The organism is [Actinomadura] parvosata subsp. kistnae (assembly GCF_900323885.1).
Lineage (GTDB): Bacteria > Actinomycetota > Actinomycetes > Streptosporangiales > Streptosporangiaceae > Nonomuraea > Nonomuraea composti.
On the sequence record NZ_OOHJ01000022.1, the window covers coordinates 167,669 to 182,656 of the forward strand.

The 14,988-nt window shown below is 72.1% G+C and carries 11 protein-coding genes and 1 pseudogene; 5 read left to right on the forward strand and 7 right to left on the reverse strand.

The features are described 5' to 3' along the window. Nucleotides 1–123 precede the first annotated feature (123 nt). Nucleotides 124–1,392, reverse strand: coding sequence for a sensor histidine kinase (locus KIS93_RS43560; protein ID WP_230466423.1), 1,269 nt, complete (start codon nucleotides 1,390–1,392; stop codon nucleotides 124–126). 111 nt (nucleotides 1,393–1,503) lie between these two features. On the opposite strand from KIS93_RS43560, the gene KIS93_RS43565 reads away from it, so the two are divergent. The 3 genes and pseudogenes from KIS93_RS43565 to KIS93_RS43575 all read left to right on the forward strand — a co-directional run bounded on the left by KIS93_RS43565 (nucleotide 1,504) and on the right by KIS93_RS43575 (nucleotide 4,185). Further along, nucleotides 1,504–1,731 carry a hypothetical protein gene (locus KIS93_RS43565; protein WP_155128166.1) on the forward strand — a complete coding sequence of 76 codons (228 nt, stop codon included), beginning with the start codon at nucleotides 1,504–1,506 and terminating at the stop codon, nucleotides 1,729–1,731. Further along, nucleotides 1,728–2,218: pseudogene (locus tag KIS93_RS43570) on the forward strand (PH domain-containing protein). The gene KIS93_RS43565 and the pseudogene KIS93_RS43570 overlap by 4 nt, the downstream one beginning before the upstream one ends. Before the next feature lie 530 nt (nucleotides 2,219–2,748). Then, nucleotides 2,749–4,185 carry a PH domain-containing protein gene (locus KIS93_RS43575; RefSeq protein ID WP_186404775.1) on the forward strand — a complete coding sequence of 479 codons (1,437 nt, stop codon included), beginning with the start codon at nucleotides 2,749–2,751 and terminating at the stop codon, nucleotides 4,183–4,185. A 276-nt stretch (nucleotides 4,186–4,461) separates the two neighbouring features. Here KIS93_RS43575 and KIS93_RS43580 read toward each other — a convergent pair whose 3' ends face one another. The 3 genes from KIS93_RS43580 to KIS93_RS43590 form a co-directional block, all read right to left on the reverse strand. Next, nucleotides 4,462–5,880, reverse strand: a complete 1,419-nt coding sequence (locus KIS93_RS43580; protein WP_080041184.1) for a hypothetical protein — start codon at nucleotides 5,878–5,880, stop codon at nucleotides 4,462–4,464. A 369-nt stretch (nucleotides 5,881–6,249) separates the two neighbouring features. Beyond that, complete coding sequence (locus KIS93_RS63820) at nucleotides 6,250–7,722, reverse strand: serine/threonine-protein kinase (protein WP_080041185.1); 1,473 nt, start codon at nucleotides 7,720–7,722, stop codon at nucleotides 6,250–6,252. Then, nucleotides 7,712–9,214 (reverse strand): serine/threonine-protein kinase, encoded by a 1,503-nt coding sequence (locus tag KIS93_RS43590; protein ID WP_080041186.1) that lies wholly within the window; start codon nucleotides 9,212–9,214, stop codon nucleotides 7,712–7,714. The genes KIS93_RS63820 and KIS93_RS43590 overlap by 11 nt, the downstream gene beginning before the upstream one ends. A gap of 75 nt (nucleotides 9,215–9,289) precedes the next feature. On the opposite strand from KIS93_RS43590, the gene KIS93_RS43595 reads away from it, so the two are divergent. After that, nucleotides 9,290–11,014 (forward strand): DEDD exonuclease domain-containing protein, encoded by a 1,725-nt coding sequence (locus tag KIS93_RS43595; RefSeq protein ID WP_080041187.1) that lies wholly within the window; start codon nucleotides 9,290–9,292, stop codon nucleotides 11,012–11,014. 17 nt (nucleotides 11,015–11,031) lie between these two features. Beyond that, on the forward strand, nucleotides 11,032–11,319 hold the full coding sequence (locus KIS93_RS43600; protein WP_080041188.1) for an Lrp/AsnC family transcriptional regulator: 288 nt from the start codon (nucleotides 11,032–11,034) through the stop codon (nucleotides 11,317–11,319). Nucleotides 11,320–11,401: 82 nt separating this feature from the next. Here the strand turns inward: KIS93_RS43600 and qcrB are convergent, their stop codons facing one another. From qcrB to qcrC, 3 genes are read right to left on the reverse strand one after another with little or no spacing between them, the layout of a single operon-like run. Beyond that, a complete protein-coding gene (gene qcrB, locus KIS93_RS43605; RefSeq protein ID WP_080041189.1) occupies nucleotides 11,402–13,060 on the reverse strand; it encodes a cytochrome bc1 complex cytochrome b subunit in 1,659 nt (552 codons plus the stop codon). Next, nucleotides 13,057–14,169, reverse strand: coding sequence for a cytochrome bc1 complex Rieske iron-sulfur subunit (gene qcrA / locus KIS93_RS43610; protein ID WP_080041190.1), 1,113 nt, complete (start codon nucleotides 14,167–14,169; stop codon nucleotides 13,057–13,059). The genes qcrB and qcrA overlap by 4 nt, the downstream gene beginning before the upstream one ends. Beyond that, nucleotides 14,166–14,975 (reverse strand): cytochrome bc1 complex diheme cytochrome c subunit, encoded by an 810-nt coding sequence (gene qcrC, locus KIS93_RS43615; protein WP_155128170.1) that lies wholly within the window; start codon nucleotides 14,973–14,975, stop codon nucleotides 14,166–14,168. Before qcrC ends, qcrA begins: the two co-directional genes overlap by 4 nt. Between the last annotated feature and the right edge of the window lie 13 nt (nucleotides 14,976–14,988).

The window sequence follows — 14,988 nt, forward strand, 5'->3', positions numbered from 1 at the left end:
CCCGCTTCCCCGATCCGTCTCCGCCGTCATCCGCCACTCTCCCGATCCGTCTCCGCCGTCATCCGCCACTCTCCCGATCCGTCTCCGTCGTCATCCGCCACTCTCCCGATCCGTCTCCGCCCGTCATCCGCCGCTCTCCCGTTCCGTCTCCGCCGGCCACGGCAGCCAGGCGCGTACCGAGAACTCACCCTCCGGCGTCGGCCCGTGCTCCAGCCGGCCGCCCGCCAGCTCCGCCCGTTCGGTCAGGCCGATGAGGCCGGCGCCGGCGCCGGGGAGGCGCGCGCCGTGCCGCACCGCACCCTGGCGCGCCATCAGCGGGTTGCGGACCTGCACCGACAGCCCCTTGCCCGGGGCGCCCTCGACGGTGACGGTCACCGGGGCGCCGGGCGCGTGCTTGCGCGCGTTGGTGAGGGCCTCCTGCACGATGCGGTAGAGGTTGCGGCCCAGCCCCTCGGGGGCGCCGTCGGCGCGCAGGTCGAGCCGGACGTCGAGGCCCGCGTGCCGGCACTCCTCGACCAGCGCGGGCAGGTCGGCGAGCGTGGGCTGCGGCCGGTCGGGCACCGCGCCCTCACCCGCCTCCCCGCCGCTCCCGTCGGAGGCCGAGTGCCGCAGCACGCCGATCACCTCGCGCAGGTCCTGCAGCGCCAGGTGGGCGTTGGTCCTGATGGCCCCGGCCGCCCTGGCGATCTCGCCCGGCGGCGCGTCCGGCCGGAACTCCAGCGCGCCCGCGTGCAGGCTCAGCATCGAGATGCGGTGCGCCAGCACGTCGTGCATCTCCCTCGCGATCCGCTCGCGTTCGAGCCGCTTGGCCTCCTCGGCGGCGCTGTCGGCGCGCTGCCGCAGCGACCAGACGAGCTGCCGCCTGGCCCTGACCACGATGCCCCACGCGAACACCGTCAGCACGAACGCCAGGCCGAGCGCCAGCGCCCACGTGCGGTCCTCGTCCGTCTGCGGGCGCAACGCGACATAAGGGGCGAGCGTGACCAGACCGAGCAGCGTGATCGGGCCGGAGATCTTGAACGGGCGGTGCACCGCCACCGTGAACAACGCCACCACCGACGCCCCGCCCACCAGGTCGAGATAGGAGGACAGCAGCGACGTGACCACCGCGAACCCGACCGGCCACCTGCGCCGCAGCCACACCCCCGCGCACGCCAGCGCCCCCGTCACCTGCTCCACGAACAGCAGCGCCTCCGGCTGGCGCTGCGCCTCCAGATCCATCAGCGACAGGAAGGTCAGGCCGCAGGCGAACAGGAACATGAGGATGTCGACGATCCAGTCGCGCGTCGAGCGCCGCACGCGCCCGCCCGCGCGGCCGTCGCCCAGCAACACCGACGGCAGCGCCCACCGGTATTCCTGGGCGATGGCGCCGTCTCCCCGCAGTTCCGTCACGTTCATCGAGGTTAGGGCCTTCCAAGGGTGCGGCGACAGCGACCAAAGTCGGTGTCCTTCTCGACCAACGGCGGACGCGGGCGCCCCGGCCTCCGGGCGAGGCTGGACGGCATGCAAGCGGTGCTGAGGGTGTCCGGCTGGCTGCTGCTCCTGCAAGGGGTGGGCGGCCTGCTGAACACCCTGCTCGGATGGTGGCAGTGGGCCCGTGCCCTGCTCGTGGTGGACCTGCTGCCGGTGTTGAAGGGATATGAGGTGTTCGCGGCCATCGTGATGGGGGTGCTCGGCTTCGCGCTGCTCGCCGTCGCCGAGTCCCTGGAGAGAGCGGAGGACGGCGAATGAACGCGACCCGGCTGCGGCCGCCGCGCCACCAGGTGGACCCGCGGGCCGTCGCCTGGTGGACGGTCCAGTGGCTCATCCTCATGGTGCCCGTCGCGGGGGCCGGCGTGGCCGCCTACTGGTTCCTCACCGAACGGCCCGGCTGGCTGGGCGCGGTCGTGGGGGTGTTCGCGGCGGGCTGCCTCGGGCTGGCCCTGGTCGCGCCCCGCGCCTCCTACCGGGTGGAGCGGTGGGAGGTCACCGACGAGGCCGTCTACATCCGGAAGGGGTGGCTCACGCACACCTGGCAGGTGGCGCCCATGTCCCGCATCCAGCGGGTCGACACCGCGCGGGGGCCGGTGCAGCGACTCTTCGGACTGGCGGACGTGACGGTCACCACGGCTTCGTCGGCCGGGGCCATCAAGATCGAGGCCCTGGACCACGAGGTGGCGGCGCAACTCGCCGACCGCCTCACCACCCTCACCCAGGCAACCCGGGAGACGCCACGTGAACGGCCCCTATGCCTCGGGAGGGGCACACGACCCGGGAAGGGCGGACGGCCCTGAGGGCGCGCACAACCCGAGAGGGACGCACGACCCGGCAGGCGCGCACGAGGTGGCGGGCGGCGCACCCCGTCCCACGGGCGGTGCACGTGATGCGGGAAACGGCGCAGGCCACCCGACAAGCTGGACGCCTGATCGGGGAGGCCAGGTGCCCGACGCGGGCAACGGTGGAGTTGCCACGGGCGGCACGACCCGCTGGGCGAACGGCCAGCCCAGCGCGGCGGGCGGCCCGCACGGCCTGGCGAGCGGCCCGCACGGCCCGAACGGCGGTGCGCATGGTGCCGAAGGGCGTGTGTCCGGGCCGGAGGGCGGGAGTCTGTGGCGGGGAGGCGGCGGGGCCTGGGCGGTCGGCGACGCGTCCCGGCCAGGGGCCGACGCGGCCTCGTCCTCCCCTCCCCAAGGGACAGCAGCCCGTACGGGCGTGAGCGGGCCGACGGAGTGGCGGGGGTTGGCGGCGCGGAGTTTGTGGGCGTCCGGGGTGAAGTCGCTGGCGATCGTCGCGGGGGCTTCCGCCGGGCTGGTGCGGTTCCTGGCGGGGCGGGACTGGCCGGTGGGTGGCGTGGTGGCCGCCTGCGCGGGTGCGGCGGTGCTGATCGTGGCCGCCGTGGTCGCGTACGACGTGCTGCGGCTGCGTGCCACGCGCTGGCGGCTCACTCCGGAACGGCTGGAGCTGCGGTCGGGGATCACCGTCCGGCAGCACCGGTCGATCCCGCGCGACCGGGTGCGGAGCGTGGACCTGCGGGCCGATCCGGTGAACAGGTTGTTCGGGCTGACCGTGGTCAAGGTGGGCACCGGGGAGCGGGCGGAGGACGGCGCGGAGCTCGCGCTCGACCCGTTGAGCAGGCACGACGCCGAGGCGTTGCGGCGCACGCTGCTGCACCAGGGCGAGGAGGCCGAGGAGGGTGGCGGGCCGCTGGCGGAGCTGAGCTGGGCGTGGATCAGGTACGCGCCGCTGTCGGTGTGGACGTTCACGGGCGCGGCCGTGGTGCTCGGCACGCTGTACAAGGCGCTCGACTCGTTCGGGCTGAAGGGGTTCACGACGCGGCTGGCGGTGGAGGGGTGGGCGTGGCTGACGGCGCGGCCGCTGGTGACCGTCCCGCTGGTGCTCGCGGTGAACCTGCTGGTGGGGGTGGTCGGCGCGGCGCTGCTGTTCGCGGAGTCGTGGGGACGTTACCGGCTGGAGCGCGAGCCCGGCCGGCTCCGGCTGCGCAGGGGGCTGCTGACCAGTCGTTCGCTGACGCTGGAGGAGCGCAGGCTGCGCGGGGTGGAGATCGGCGAGCCGCTGCTGCTGCGGCTGGGCGGCGCGGCCAGGCTCCGGTCCATCGCGACCGGGCTGGGCAAGCGCGCCGACGACGAGACCGAGGACGTGGCCGCCCTCACCCCGCCGATGCCGCGGGCCGTGGCGCTGCGGGTCGCCACCGCGATCACGGGTGCCGGGCTGCCCGCGCTGGCGGCGCATCCGCCGGCGGCCAGGCGCAGGCGGCTGGTGCGCGCGCTGGTGACGGCGGCGCTGATGATGTTCGTGATCGTTGCGGTGGCGGCACTGGACCGGGTGGGTGCCGGGCTGGGCGGCTGGGTGTGGCTGGTGCCGGTGGCGGTGCTGGCGTACGGGGTGTGGCATGCGGTGGCCGGGGCCGCGAGCCTCGGGCACGCGCTGACCGCTCGCCATCTGGTCGCCAGGAAGGGTGCGGTGGTCAGGCGTACGGTGGCGCTCGATCGCAGGGGCATCGCGGGCTGGACGTTCACCGAGTCGTACTTCCAGCGCCGCGCCGGCCTGCTGACGGTCTCGGCGACGACGGCGGCGGGACGGGGTCACTACGAGGTGCTGGACGTGGGCCGCGGCGGCGGCCTCGACCTGGCCGCGCGGGCCGTTCCTGGGCTGCTGGAGCCGTTCCTGACCCGGGAAAAGCAATGAGCCGCGAGATCCCCCACGGTTTGCCCATGCCCCTGTACTGGACAAACATGATCGCGCGGCTCAGGTGCTTGCAGACATAACGCTATTTGTCCCGCTTGCAACCGGGTTGCAGCCGCATTAACCGTTGCCACAAATCGTGAGTCAGAGTCACGATAGGCGGGACGCCGGGCGTGCGCGGAGGGGCGCCGCGCGGCATCGACCGGGGCGCCTCTCCTGGCGCCCCGGCCCTGCCCAGCCGAAGGCCCCGCCGGTCGCGAAGGCCCGAAGGGTACGAACCTACCCGGCCGACTTCTCCAGGTACGCCTTGATCACGGTGAGCGCGCCGGCCATGGCTTCCTTCTCCGGCATCATCACCACCTCGGGCGAGTTGGTCGCCTTGTCCTTGGGCCGCTGGTGGCCGCTGTAGTCGACCTGGATGACCACCGGCCCCTTGCGCACGATCACCGAGCCGCTGGAGGCGGAGACCTCGCCGCTCCTGCTCTGCACGTACTGCTGGTACGCCTGGTCGCCCAGCCCCTTGACGTCGGTCAGCGCACCCCAGGTGATGCCACCGATGGAGGACTTGGCGGTGGTCTTGGTACGCCCGTACTCGCTGGCGTAGAACGCCTTGGCCGCGGCCTCGTCCGCCGCCCCCGCCCGGTTCGTGAAGCGGTGCACGGTGATCAGCACGCTGCGGATCTTCGTGACGCCGGGGCCGCCGGACAGCTCGCGGTTGAGCCAGCGGCACTCGGTCTGGGTGTCGGCGCCGGCCGCGGTGCCGCGCGCCCGCGTGGCGGGCTGGGGCACGAGCCGGGTGGCCGTCTCCGTGACGGCCTGGCACTCGGCGGGGAAGGAGGCGAGCACGGTGGGCGACGGCGTCGCGCTGACGGTCGGCGAGACGGTGGCGGCGGCCGACGGCTCGGCCTTGGCGAGCACACCGGGGTTGCTCGCCTGCCAGGCCGCCACGCCCTTGGCGAAGTGCCCGATCAGGCCGCTGACCTCGCGGATGGCGTTGGCCTCCGTGACCGCCTGCGCGCTCTCGTTGCTCAGGATCTGGGCGTCCTTGCGCTGCTGGCCCGCCTGGAACTTGACCTCGATCGTCATGTCGCCGACGCGGGCGTGCGCGGTGCCGAACGCGTACCAGAGCAGCTTGCCGTCGCGGCGCCAGGTGTACTGGGCGAACGCGGCGTCGCCGACGCCCTGGACGTCCTTGACCGGGGAGACGTACTCCTTCTCGTCGGGGTCGAGCGACGGCTTGGCGGTCTCGCCGTACTTGCCGCCGCGGTACTCCATCTCGTACGACGTCTGCGCCATCGCCCGGCCGGTCTTGGCGCCCTCGCCCTTGTGCTGCTCGACCTTGACGTCGATCTCGCGGCTGCGCCAGAACTCGCCGAACGAGATGCGCTGGTTGATCCAGTTGCAGCCGAAGTTGACCGTGTAGTCGCTGTCTCTGGACGACCTGGAGACGGTCGCGCCGGGCACGAGCCGCTCGGCCTCCTCCTTGGGCAGCATGGCGCACACGTCGGGGGCCTTGGCGGCGGACGCGGGCTGCTGGGCGGGCGACGACGAGCGGGTGCCGGACGGGGCCGGGCCGCCGGAGCGCTGGCCGTACAGGAGGTAGGCCCCTACGCCGCCCGCCGCGACGAGCACGACGAGTGCGGCGGCGAGGGTGGGCATGAGCCAGGCCGGCCGCCGCTTCTGCGGGGGCTGCGGCATGGGCGGCACGGTCGGGGGCAGGTGGGGCGGCCCGCCCGGGTACCCGCCGGGCGGCGGTCCAGGCGGCCCAGGCGGTCCAGGCGGCATGGGAGGCATGGGAGGCATGCCGGACAAATACGGCCCCCAGACGGAGGCGGCCCAGCAGGTGACGGGCCAGCAGGTGACGGCCCGGCAAGCGGCGGCCCGGCAAGTGGCGGCCCAGCGGGTGGCGGTGGCTGAGGGGGCCGGCCCGGCGCCTGGTAAGGGTTGGTGGGCGGCTCGAACTCGCTACCGGGGTTCACGCGGACTCCTGAGGTTGCCCTGACTTGCGGGGAGACATGCTAGTCACGCCCTCCGCAAGGCGCCTACAGCATCTCTGACCGGCATGTCTCATTTCGCCAGCGCCGCCGCTACCAGCCGCGCCGCCGCGAGAGCGGTCTGCGGGTCCGCCATGGCGTCGGCCGCCTCGTCGCCGGGCGCGACGACGGCCGACACGTCCTCGCGGTGCCACACCACCTCTCCCAGCAGGTTGCTGGTGCGGAAGAGCAGGATGCTGTCGGCGGTGCCGCTCTCGGTGGAGTTGATGTAGAACTTGAAGCCGTTCTGGGCGATGGCCGTCTCCCCCACGCCGGTGACGTCCCTGACGGACCCGTACGCCTGCCGCTGCCCCATGCCCTCGGCGGCGGCGCGGGTGCTCTTCTCGCTGGCGAAGCGGCGCTGCGCCACCTGGGGGCCGTCGAGGTCGCCGGTGGGCCGCTCGGCCCAGACGCGGACGACGAGGCTGCGGGCGGGCAGCGTGCCCTCGCGGATGAGCCACTGGCACTCGCCGGGCCGGGTGAGGCTGCGTTTGGGGGTGCCTTTGACGAGTTGAGCGGCCTGGGCGTCGGTGAGCAGGGTGCACGGGTCGGGGGCGGTGGCGTACCTGCCGGTGTCCTGGCCGCCGAGCGTGGCGGCGGCGTACCAGCCGCCCGCGCCCAGCGCCAGGACGGCGGCGAGCGCGGCGGGCAGCAGCCACCACCTGCGGGGTCGCGCGGGGGCGGAGGCGGGGCCGGCGCCGGCGAGCCGGGTCAGCACCTGGCGGATCTGCGAAGCCGTGGGGCGGGCGGCCGGGTCTTTGGCGAGCATGGCCATGAGCAGGCCGCCCAGCTCGCGCCCGGCCCTGGCGGGGAACGGCGGCTCGTGCAGCAGCACCGCCGCGGCGACGGCGGCGGGCAGCGCCCGCTCGAACGGCGCGCGGCCCTCCACCGCCGTGTAGAGGCTCGCGCCGAGCGACCACAGGTCGGCGGACGGGCCGGACGGCTGCTCGTTGAGGCGTTCGGGAGCCATGTAGCCGGGCGAGCCGGCGCTGCCGAACACGTCGCCCCTGCCGCCCATGGGCGCGGCGATGCCGAAGTCGGTGAGCATCGCCGTGCCGTCGGACTCCAGCAGGATGTTGGCGGGCTTGACGTCCTGGTGCAGCAGGCCGTGCGCGTGGGCGACCTCCAGCGCCGACAGCACGCGCAGCCCGACGGCGGCGACGAACTCGGGCGGCAGCGGCCCCCGTTCCTTGATCACCTTGTCGAGCGAGCGGCCGGTGGTCAGATCCATGATGATCCACGGCTGGTCGCCTTCGAGCACCACGTCGTGCACGAGCACGATGGCGGGGTCGCGCAGCCGCCCGGCGGACCTGGCCTCGTGCATGGCCCGGTCGGCGAACTCGGCGCGCTCGCGCGGGCCGAGCCCTTCGGGCACGCGGACCTGCTTGACCGCGACCTGCCGGTCGAGCATCTCGTCGATCGCCCGCCACACCGTGCCCGCGCCGCCCTGGCCGAGGCGCTCGATCAGCCGGTAGCGGCCCGCCAGCAGGTAGAGGTCACTGGGCATCGCGCAACGCCCGCACGCTCGCCTGCGCGGCTTTCAGGGCCGCCTGCCTGATGTCCTCGTCGGTCGGCTTCTCGCCGAGCGTGGTGTACTCGACGTTCACGACGAGGTTGGCCAGCCGGTAGTAGACGTGGGCGGAGACGACGCGGCCCGTGGGGCCCTTCAGCTCGAAGCCGAACGCCTCCTCGCCGACGCCGGAGAGCTGCCGCACCGGCGTGCGCGCGGCCCGCATCGACTTCTTCACGCCGATCTCGGGCCAGGTCCAGTCGATGCTGTCGTACTTGGCCCAGTAGCGTTGCTGGTTCTGGAAGAGGGTGCGGGCCGAGGACTCGGTCATGGACCACGGGTCGACGGTGTCGGAGTCCTTCTGCACTTGCAGGCCCACGCCGGTGCCGGGCAGCGGCCAGCCGCACTTGGGGCCGACCTCGTCGGAGTCGGGCTGCCCCTTGGGCGGGCTCTGCGTGCGCAGCAGCCTGCCCACCTCCTGCTGGTCGATGAGCGTGCAGACGTCCATCGGCACGGTGAACGCGCCGGCCGCGCCGGCGTCGCCGCGGTCGAGCAGCACGAACGTGGTCGCGCCCGCCGCCGCGAGCACCGCGGCCCCGGCGGCGATCCAGAGCGTGGCCCGGCGCCGCCGCCCGGCCGCGCGCGGCGCCGTCACGTCGGCGTTGACCGGAAGCTGCGGCGCGGGGCCGCCCGCCGCGACCTGGCGCAGCGCTTGCAGGACCACACGCGGATCGGGCCGGGCGGCCGGCCGGTAGGCCATCATGGCGGTCACCACCGGCCCGAGCGGCCCCTGCATGGCGGGCACCGGCTGCGTGAGCGTGGCGCGGATGCGCTGGGCCGCCGAGCCCTCGTAGGCGGGCACGCCCCTGAGCGCGACGTGCAGCGTGGCGCCGAGCGACCACAGGTCGCTGGCCGGGCCGCCGGGCTCGCCCTCCAGCCGCTCCGGCGCGATGAACCCGGGCGAGCCGATCATCAGCCCCTGCTCGGTGAGCGTGGCCTGGCCCTCCTGGCGGGCGATGCCGAAATCGGTGAGCACGACCCGCCCGCTCTCGGTCAGGAACACGTTGCCCGGCTTGACGTCGCGGTGCTGCATGCCCTGGGCGTGCGCGGCCATCAGCGCCTCGAGCACGTCGGCGCCGACCCTGGCGGCGTAGTCGGGCGGCATGGGGCCGAACTCGCGCACGGTGTCGGCCAGGGTGCGGCCGCGCAGCAGCTCCATGACCAGCCACGGGCGCTCCTGCTCGACGACCACGTCGTGCAGCGCCACGATGCCGGGGTGGCGCAGCCGCGCCATGGCCTGCGCCTCGCGCACGGCCCTGGTCACCAGGTCGTGGCGCTCCTTGTCGGACATGCCCTCGGGCAGCGTGAGCTCCTTGACCGCGACATCGCGATCAAGCATCTCGTCCCTGGCCAGCCACACTTTCCCCATGCCGCCCGCGCCCAGCGGACGCAGCAGGGAGTATCGGCCGGCAAGTCTTCCCGCGGACATAAAGGGAAGGGTAACTAAGGATCAAGAGGGGTGCTTACTCGTTCCTGTCGGTCTTCGTCTCTATGGTCTTGGTTCGTGGATGCGGTTCAAGGCACTCTCGACGAGCTCGGCACGCCGCTGAGCGAAGTCACGTTCGTCGTGTTCGACCTCGAGACGACCGGCGGCGCGCCCGCCGAAGACGCCATCACCGAGATCGGGGCGGTCAAGGTGCGGGCGGGCGAGGTGCTCGGCGAGTTCTCGACGCTGGTCGATCCCGGGGGGCCGATACCGCCGTTCATCTCCGTGCTGACCGGCATCACCGACGCCATGGTGGTGGCCGCCCCCAAGATCGAGACGGTGCTGCCGAGCTTCCTGGAGTTCATCAGGGGGGCCACGCTGGTGGCGCACAACGCGGGGTTCGACACCCGCTTCATCAAGGCGGCCTGCGCGGCGCTCGGCTATCCCCCGCCGGGCAACCCGGTGGTCGACACGGTCGACCTGGCCAGGCGCGTGCTGACCCGCGACGAGACGCCCAACGCGAAGCTGGCCACGCTCGCCAGGTTCTTCCGCAGCCCTGTCGAGCCGTGCCACCGCGCGCTCCAGGACGCCAGGGCGACGGTCGACGTGCTGCACGGGCTGATCGAGCGGGCCGGGTCCTTCCAGGTGCACACGCTGGAGGAGCTGAAGTCGTTCGTCCGGGCGCCCACGCCGGAGCAGCAGCGCAAGCGGCACCTCGCCGAGTCGGTGCCGCACGCGCCGGGCGTCTACCTGTTCGAGGACGAGCGGGGCGAGGTCCTCTACATCGGCAAGAGCACCAACCTGCGCAACCGCGTCCGCTCCTACTTCACCGCCGGCGAGACCCGCCCCCGCATCCGCGAGATGATCGGCATCGCCGAGCGGGTGCGGCACATCGTCTGCTCGACCGCGCTGGAGGCGGAGGTGCGCGAGCTGCGGCTGATCGGCGGCGCCAAGCCGCGCTACAACCGCCGCTCCCGCTTCCCGGAGAAGATGGTGTGGCTCAAGCTGACCACCGACGTCTTCCCGCGGCTGTCGATCGTGCGCGATCTCAAGGACGACGGCGCCACCTACCTGGGCCCCTTCAGCAGCACGCGGCTGGCCGACGACGCCCGCATCGCGCTGCACGAGGCCGTCCCGCTGCGCCAGTGCACCCAGCCGATCTCGCTGCGCACCCGCCGGGCCGCGTGCGTGCTGCACGAGATGGGCCGCTGCGGCGCGCCCTGCGAGGGGAGGGAGAGCCCCGAGGAGTACGCCGTGCACGTCGAGAGCGCCCGCCGCGCCATGACCCTCGACGCCTCCCCCGTCTTCAGCGCGGTCGCGGCCCGCATGGAGCGGCTGTCGGTCGAGCAGCGCTACGAGGAGGCGTCGGTCGACCGCGACCGGCTGGCCGCGTTCGTCCGCACGGCGGCCCGCATGCAGCGGCTCAGCGCCATCACCCGCATCCCGCAGCTCGTCGCCGCCAGCCCGGCCTTCGGCGGCGGCTGGGACATCCACGTGGTCCGTTACGGCCGGCTGGCCGCCGCCGGGGTCATGCCGAAGGGCACGCACCCGACCCCGTTCGTCGCCTCGCTCAAGGCCACGGCGGAGGTGGTCATCCCCGGGCCGGGGCCGGTGCACGCGGCCAGCGCGGAGGAGACGGAGTGCATCCTGCGCTGGCTGGAGTCGCCCGGGGTGCGGCTGGTGGAGGTCGACGGCGAGTGGAGCCTGCCCGCCCAGGGCGCGGCCCGGCACAAGGCTCGCATTGACCTCGCTTACCGGCATCTCGACCAACGTCGCCCTCGGGAGGGGCGACCTTTGAGGTGAAACGATAGAGTTGATACATGGTCACGGCTATCGTCCACATCAATGCAGAGGTAGACCGGATCCCGGAGGTCGCCCAGACGATCGCCGAGATCCAGGGCGTCAGCGAGGTCTACTCCATCACCGGCGAGTACGACCTGCTGGCCATGGTGCGGGTCGCGGCGTACGAAGAGATCGCCGAAGTGGTGCCGGGGCGCATCAACAAGGTCGCCGGCGTCCTGCACACCGAGACGCACATCGCCTTCCGCGCCTACTCCAAGCACGACCTCGACGCGGCCTTCTCGATCGGCTTCCCCGAGGCCGACTGACCCGCGCCGGCACGTCCCACGGACAACGCCGAACGGGCCCGGACGAGATTCGTCCGGGCCCGTTCGGTTTGTGGCGTCAGGGTCAGTGCGTGATGCTGCGGTCGTCGCTCCCGCCGCTGCCGATGGCGGCGTGCTCGTCCTCGTGCTCGTGCCCGTGACCGTCGTCCAGCGGGATCTTCTCCCCGCCGTACGCCCTGGACATGCGCCCGCGCAACTTGCCGAGCGGCCCGCGCATGCCCTTCGGCGGGATGCCCGAGCTGTCCTCGTCGACCGGCAGCATGGGCACCGGCTCCTTGCCCCGCATGTGGGCCTCGATGTCCTCCGACGGCGGCGTGTGGACCTCGATGAACTCACCGTGCGGCAGCCGCTTGATCACGCCGGACTCCACACCGTGCGAGACGATCGCCTGGTCGGAGCGCTGCAGGCCGAGGCAGATCCGGTAGGTGATCAGGTAGGCCAGCGCCGGCCCGACGAAGACCAGCACGCGGCCCGCGTAGGTCGTGTGGTTCAGGCTCACGTGGAAGTTCGCGGCGATCTCGTCGTTGGCGCCCAGCAGCCACAGCACACCGTAGAACGTCATCGCGGCGATGCCGATCGAGGTGCGGTGCGGGTTGTTGCGCGGCCGGTCGGCGATGTGGTGCTCGCGGTTGTCACCGGTCACCCAGCGTTCCAGGAAGGGATACAGCGCCAGGCCGGTCATGATGATGCCCATGGGCACCAGCGCCGGGATGATGACGCTCAGCGGCAGCGTGCCCGCGTTGGCGGTGCCGAAGAGGTTGATCTCCCAGGGCGGCATGAGGCGCAGCGAGCCTTCGAGGAAGCCCATGTACCAGTCGGGCTGCGAGCCCGCGGAGATGTCGGCCGGGGTGTAGGGACCGAACAGCCAGATCGGGTTGATCTGGGTGAAGGTCGCCAGACCGCTGATCACGCCGAGCGTGAACAGGAAGTACGCGCCCGCCTTGGCCATGAAGGCCGGGTAGAACGGCGCGCCGACCACGTTCTGGTTGGTGCGGCCCTTGCCCGGCATCTGCGTGTGCTTCTGCACCCACATGAGCACCATGTGCGCCGTGACCAGCGCCAGGAGGATGCCCGGGATGAGCAGGATGTGCAGCGAGTAGAACCGGGAGATGACATCCTCACCCGGATACTCCCCGCCGAACAGGAAGAACGTGATGTACGTGCCCACGAGCGGCAGCGAGATCGCCACGCCCTCGGTGATCCGCAGACCGGCGCCGGAGAGCAGGTCGTCGGGGAGGGAGTAGCCGGTCAGGCCCTCGGCCAGCGCCAGGGTCAGCAGCAGCACGCCGATGATCCAGTTGATCTCGCGCGGCTTGCGGTAGGCGCCCGTGAAGAACACCCGCAGCATGTGGACCGTCATGCCGGCCACGAAGAGCAGGGCCGCCCAGTGGTGCATCTGCCGCATGAGCAGACCACCACGGACGTCGAAGCTGATCTCCAGCGACGACGCGTAGGCCTCCGACATCATGACGCCCTTGAGCGGCGCGTACGAGCCGTCGTAGGCGACCTCCATCATGCTGGGCTTGAACCAGAGCGTCAGGAACGTCCCGGTCAGCAGCAGGATGACGAACGAGTAGAGCGCGATCTCACCCAGCAGGAACGACCAGTGGTCGGGGAAGATCTTGCGCAGGTTGCGCTTGAGGAAGTTGGCGCCACCGAGGCGCTCGTCGAGGAAGTTCGACGGGCCGGCGATGGCCTTCGGCGTGGCCTTCAGCTCGCTCATGCCTGGCCTCCCTTCTCCCTGGCGGCGGCCTCGGCGTCACCGCGCTCCCAGTAGCTGGGCCCGACCGGCACCTCGAAGTCGCCCTGGGCGATGAGGTAGCCCTCGGCGTCGACGGTGATCGGCAGCTGCGGCAGCGGCCGCGCGGCCGGACCGAAGATGACCTTGGCGCCGTCGGCGGCGTCGAACGTGGACTGGTGGCACGGGCACAGGATGTGGTGCGTGTTCTGCTCGTAGAGGGCGGCTGGGCAGCCCACGTGCGTGCAGATCTTGGAGTACGCCACGATGCCGTCGTGGGTCCAGTTGAGCCTCGTGCCGCTCTTGATCTCTTCCGGACGGAACTTGATCAGGATCAGCGTGGCCTTGGCCAGGGCGTTGAGGTCGTGCTGGTAGCCCTCGGGGACGACCGACAGGATGCCGCCGGGCGAGTTGAAGTCGGCGGCCCTGATGGGCTGGCCGGTGCCCTCGACGACGAGCCTGAGCGGCTTGCCCTCCTTGGTCTTGGTGCCCCACACCGTGTGGCGCAGCTCCTTGTTGAAGCGCGCGCCCGGCATCCGGCTGTTGTCCAGGTCGCGCAGCAGCACGAGCGGGACCAGGCCGAGCGGCGCCGCCGCCAGCAGCAGCGTGCGGCGCAGCAGCTTGTGCTTGACGAAGCCGCTCTCGTTGGCCCCCCGCACGAAGGTCTCGGCGACGACGTCACGGTCGGCCTCGTCGGAGGCCATCGTGTGGCGCTCCTGGATCAGGGAGTACTTCGGCATGATCTGGCGGACCCAGATCACGATGCCGACGGCCAGGCCCAGGATCGCGATGGTGAGCGAGCTGCCCAGCGCCAGGTTCGAGGTGCCCGTGGCCTCCGGGCTGCCGACCTGGAAGTACACGTAGGAGATGATGAAGGCGATGGCCGCGAGGAACGTGATCGTGAAGCAGAGCGCCACGATCTTCTCGGCCTTGCGGGCCTTGACCGGGTCCTGCAGCGTCACGCCGGGGACATCCTGGTCGGCCTCTGTCGTTTCCGCGGTGCCGAGCATCGAGGTGCCCGGCGCGGGGGTGCCGATGACGCGCTTGGGCACGCGCTCATCCGGCTGCTCGATCTCGTGCTCGTTGTCTGTCATGACTTCTGTCGCTTCTTCGCGGTGATCCAGATGGCGGCGAGTGCGAGGGCGGCGATGCCCACCACAAACGCTACGAGACCTTCGGTGACCGGGCCAATACGCCCGAGGGCGAAACCTCCCGGGTCCCTCTGCTCGCGAACCTGGGTGATGTAGGCGATCATGCTGCGCTTCTCTTCGGGCGTGATCGTCGTGTCGTTGAAGACCGGCATGGCCTGCGGACCCGTGACCATCGCCTCGTAGATCTGCGTCGGCGTCGCCTCGTTGAGGTTGGGCGCGTACTTGCCCTGCGTCAGGGCGCCACCGGCACCGACCCAGTTGTGGCACTGGATGCAGTTGGCGCGGAAGAGCTCGCCGCCCTTGCCGGCGTCACCGAGCTTCGGGTCGACCTGCTCGGCCCCGGGAACCTGCGGGCCGCCGCCGAGCGACTGCACGTAGGCCGCGATCTGCCGGGTCGTCGTCTCGTTGACCCACGGGGCCGGGGGCTTGCGGGGCGCCTGCGGGCCGGGCGCGGCGGCCGGCATGCGGCCGGTGCTCATCTGGAAGTCGACGGCCGCGGCCCCGACGCCGATGAGCGTGGGCGCCGTCGTGGTGCCCTGCGCGTTGGTGCCGTGGCAGCTCATGCAGTGCTTCTCGAACAGGCTCCTGCCCTCGGCCACGTCGTCGACCTTGCCTGCCGCCAGAGCCGCGTCGGCAGGCTTACCCGCCTGGACAAAGGCGGCGTATACCATCCCGACCAGCGCCAACGCCAAAATCAGGACGGCGTATCTCGCGAGGGGATGCCGCCGCCAAGCGGTGATCCTAGTCACAGAGATCCCGTTC

Excerpts from the sequence above, each read along its gene's own strand:
- KIS93_RS43565 (WP_155128166.1), top strand. The coding sequence starts at position 1,504 with ATGCAAGCGGTGCTGAGGGTGTCCGGCTGGCTGCTGCTCCTGCAAGGG.
- KIS93_RS43580 (WP_080041184.1), bottom strand. The coding sequence starts at position 5,880 with ATGCCGCAGCCCCCGCAGAAGCGGCGGCCGGCCTGGCTCATGCCCACC.
- KIS93_RS63820 (WP_080041185.1), bottom strand. The coding sequence starts at position 7,722 with ATGCCCAGTGACCTCTACCTGCTGGCGGGCCGCTACCGGCTGATCGAG.
- KIS93_RS43590 (WP_080041186.1), bottom strand. The coding sequence starts at position 9,214 with ATGTCCGCGGGAAGACTTGCCGGCCGATACTCCCTGCTGCGTCCGCTG.
- KIS93_RS43600 (WP_080041188.1), top strand. The coding sequence starts at position 11,032 with ATGGTCACGGCTATCGTCCACATCAATGCAGAGGTAGACCGGATCCCG.
- qcrB (WP_080041189.1), bottom strand. The coding sequence starts at position 13,060 with ATGAGCGAGCTGAAGGCCACGCCGAAGGCCATCGCCGGCCCGTCGAAC.
- qcrA (WP_080041190.1), bottom strand. The coding sequence starts at position 14,169 with ATGACAGACAACGAGCACGAGATCGAGCAGCCGGATGAGCGCGTGCCC.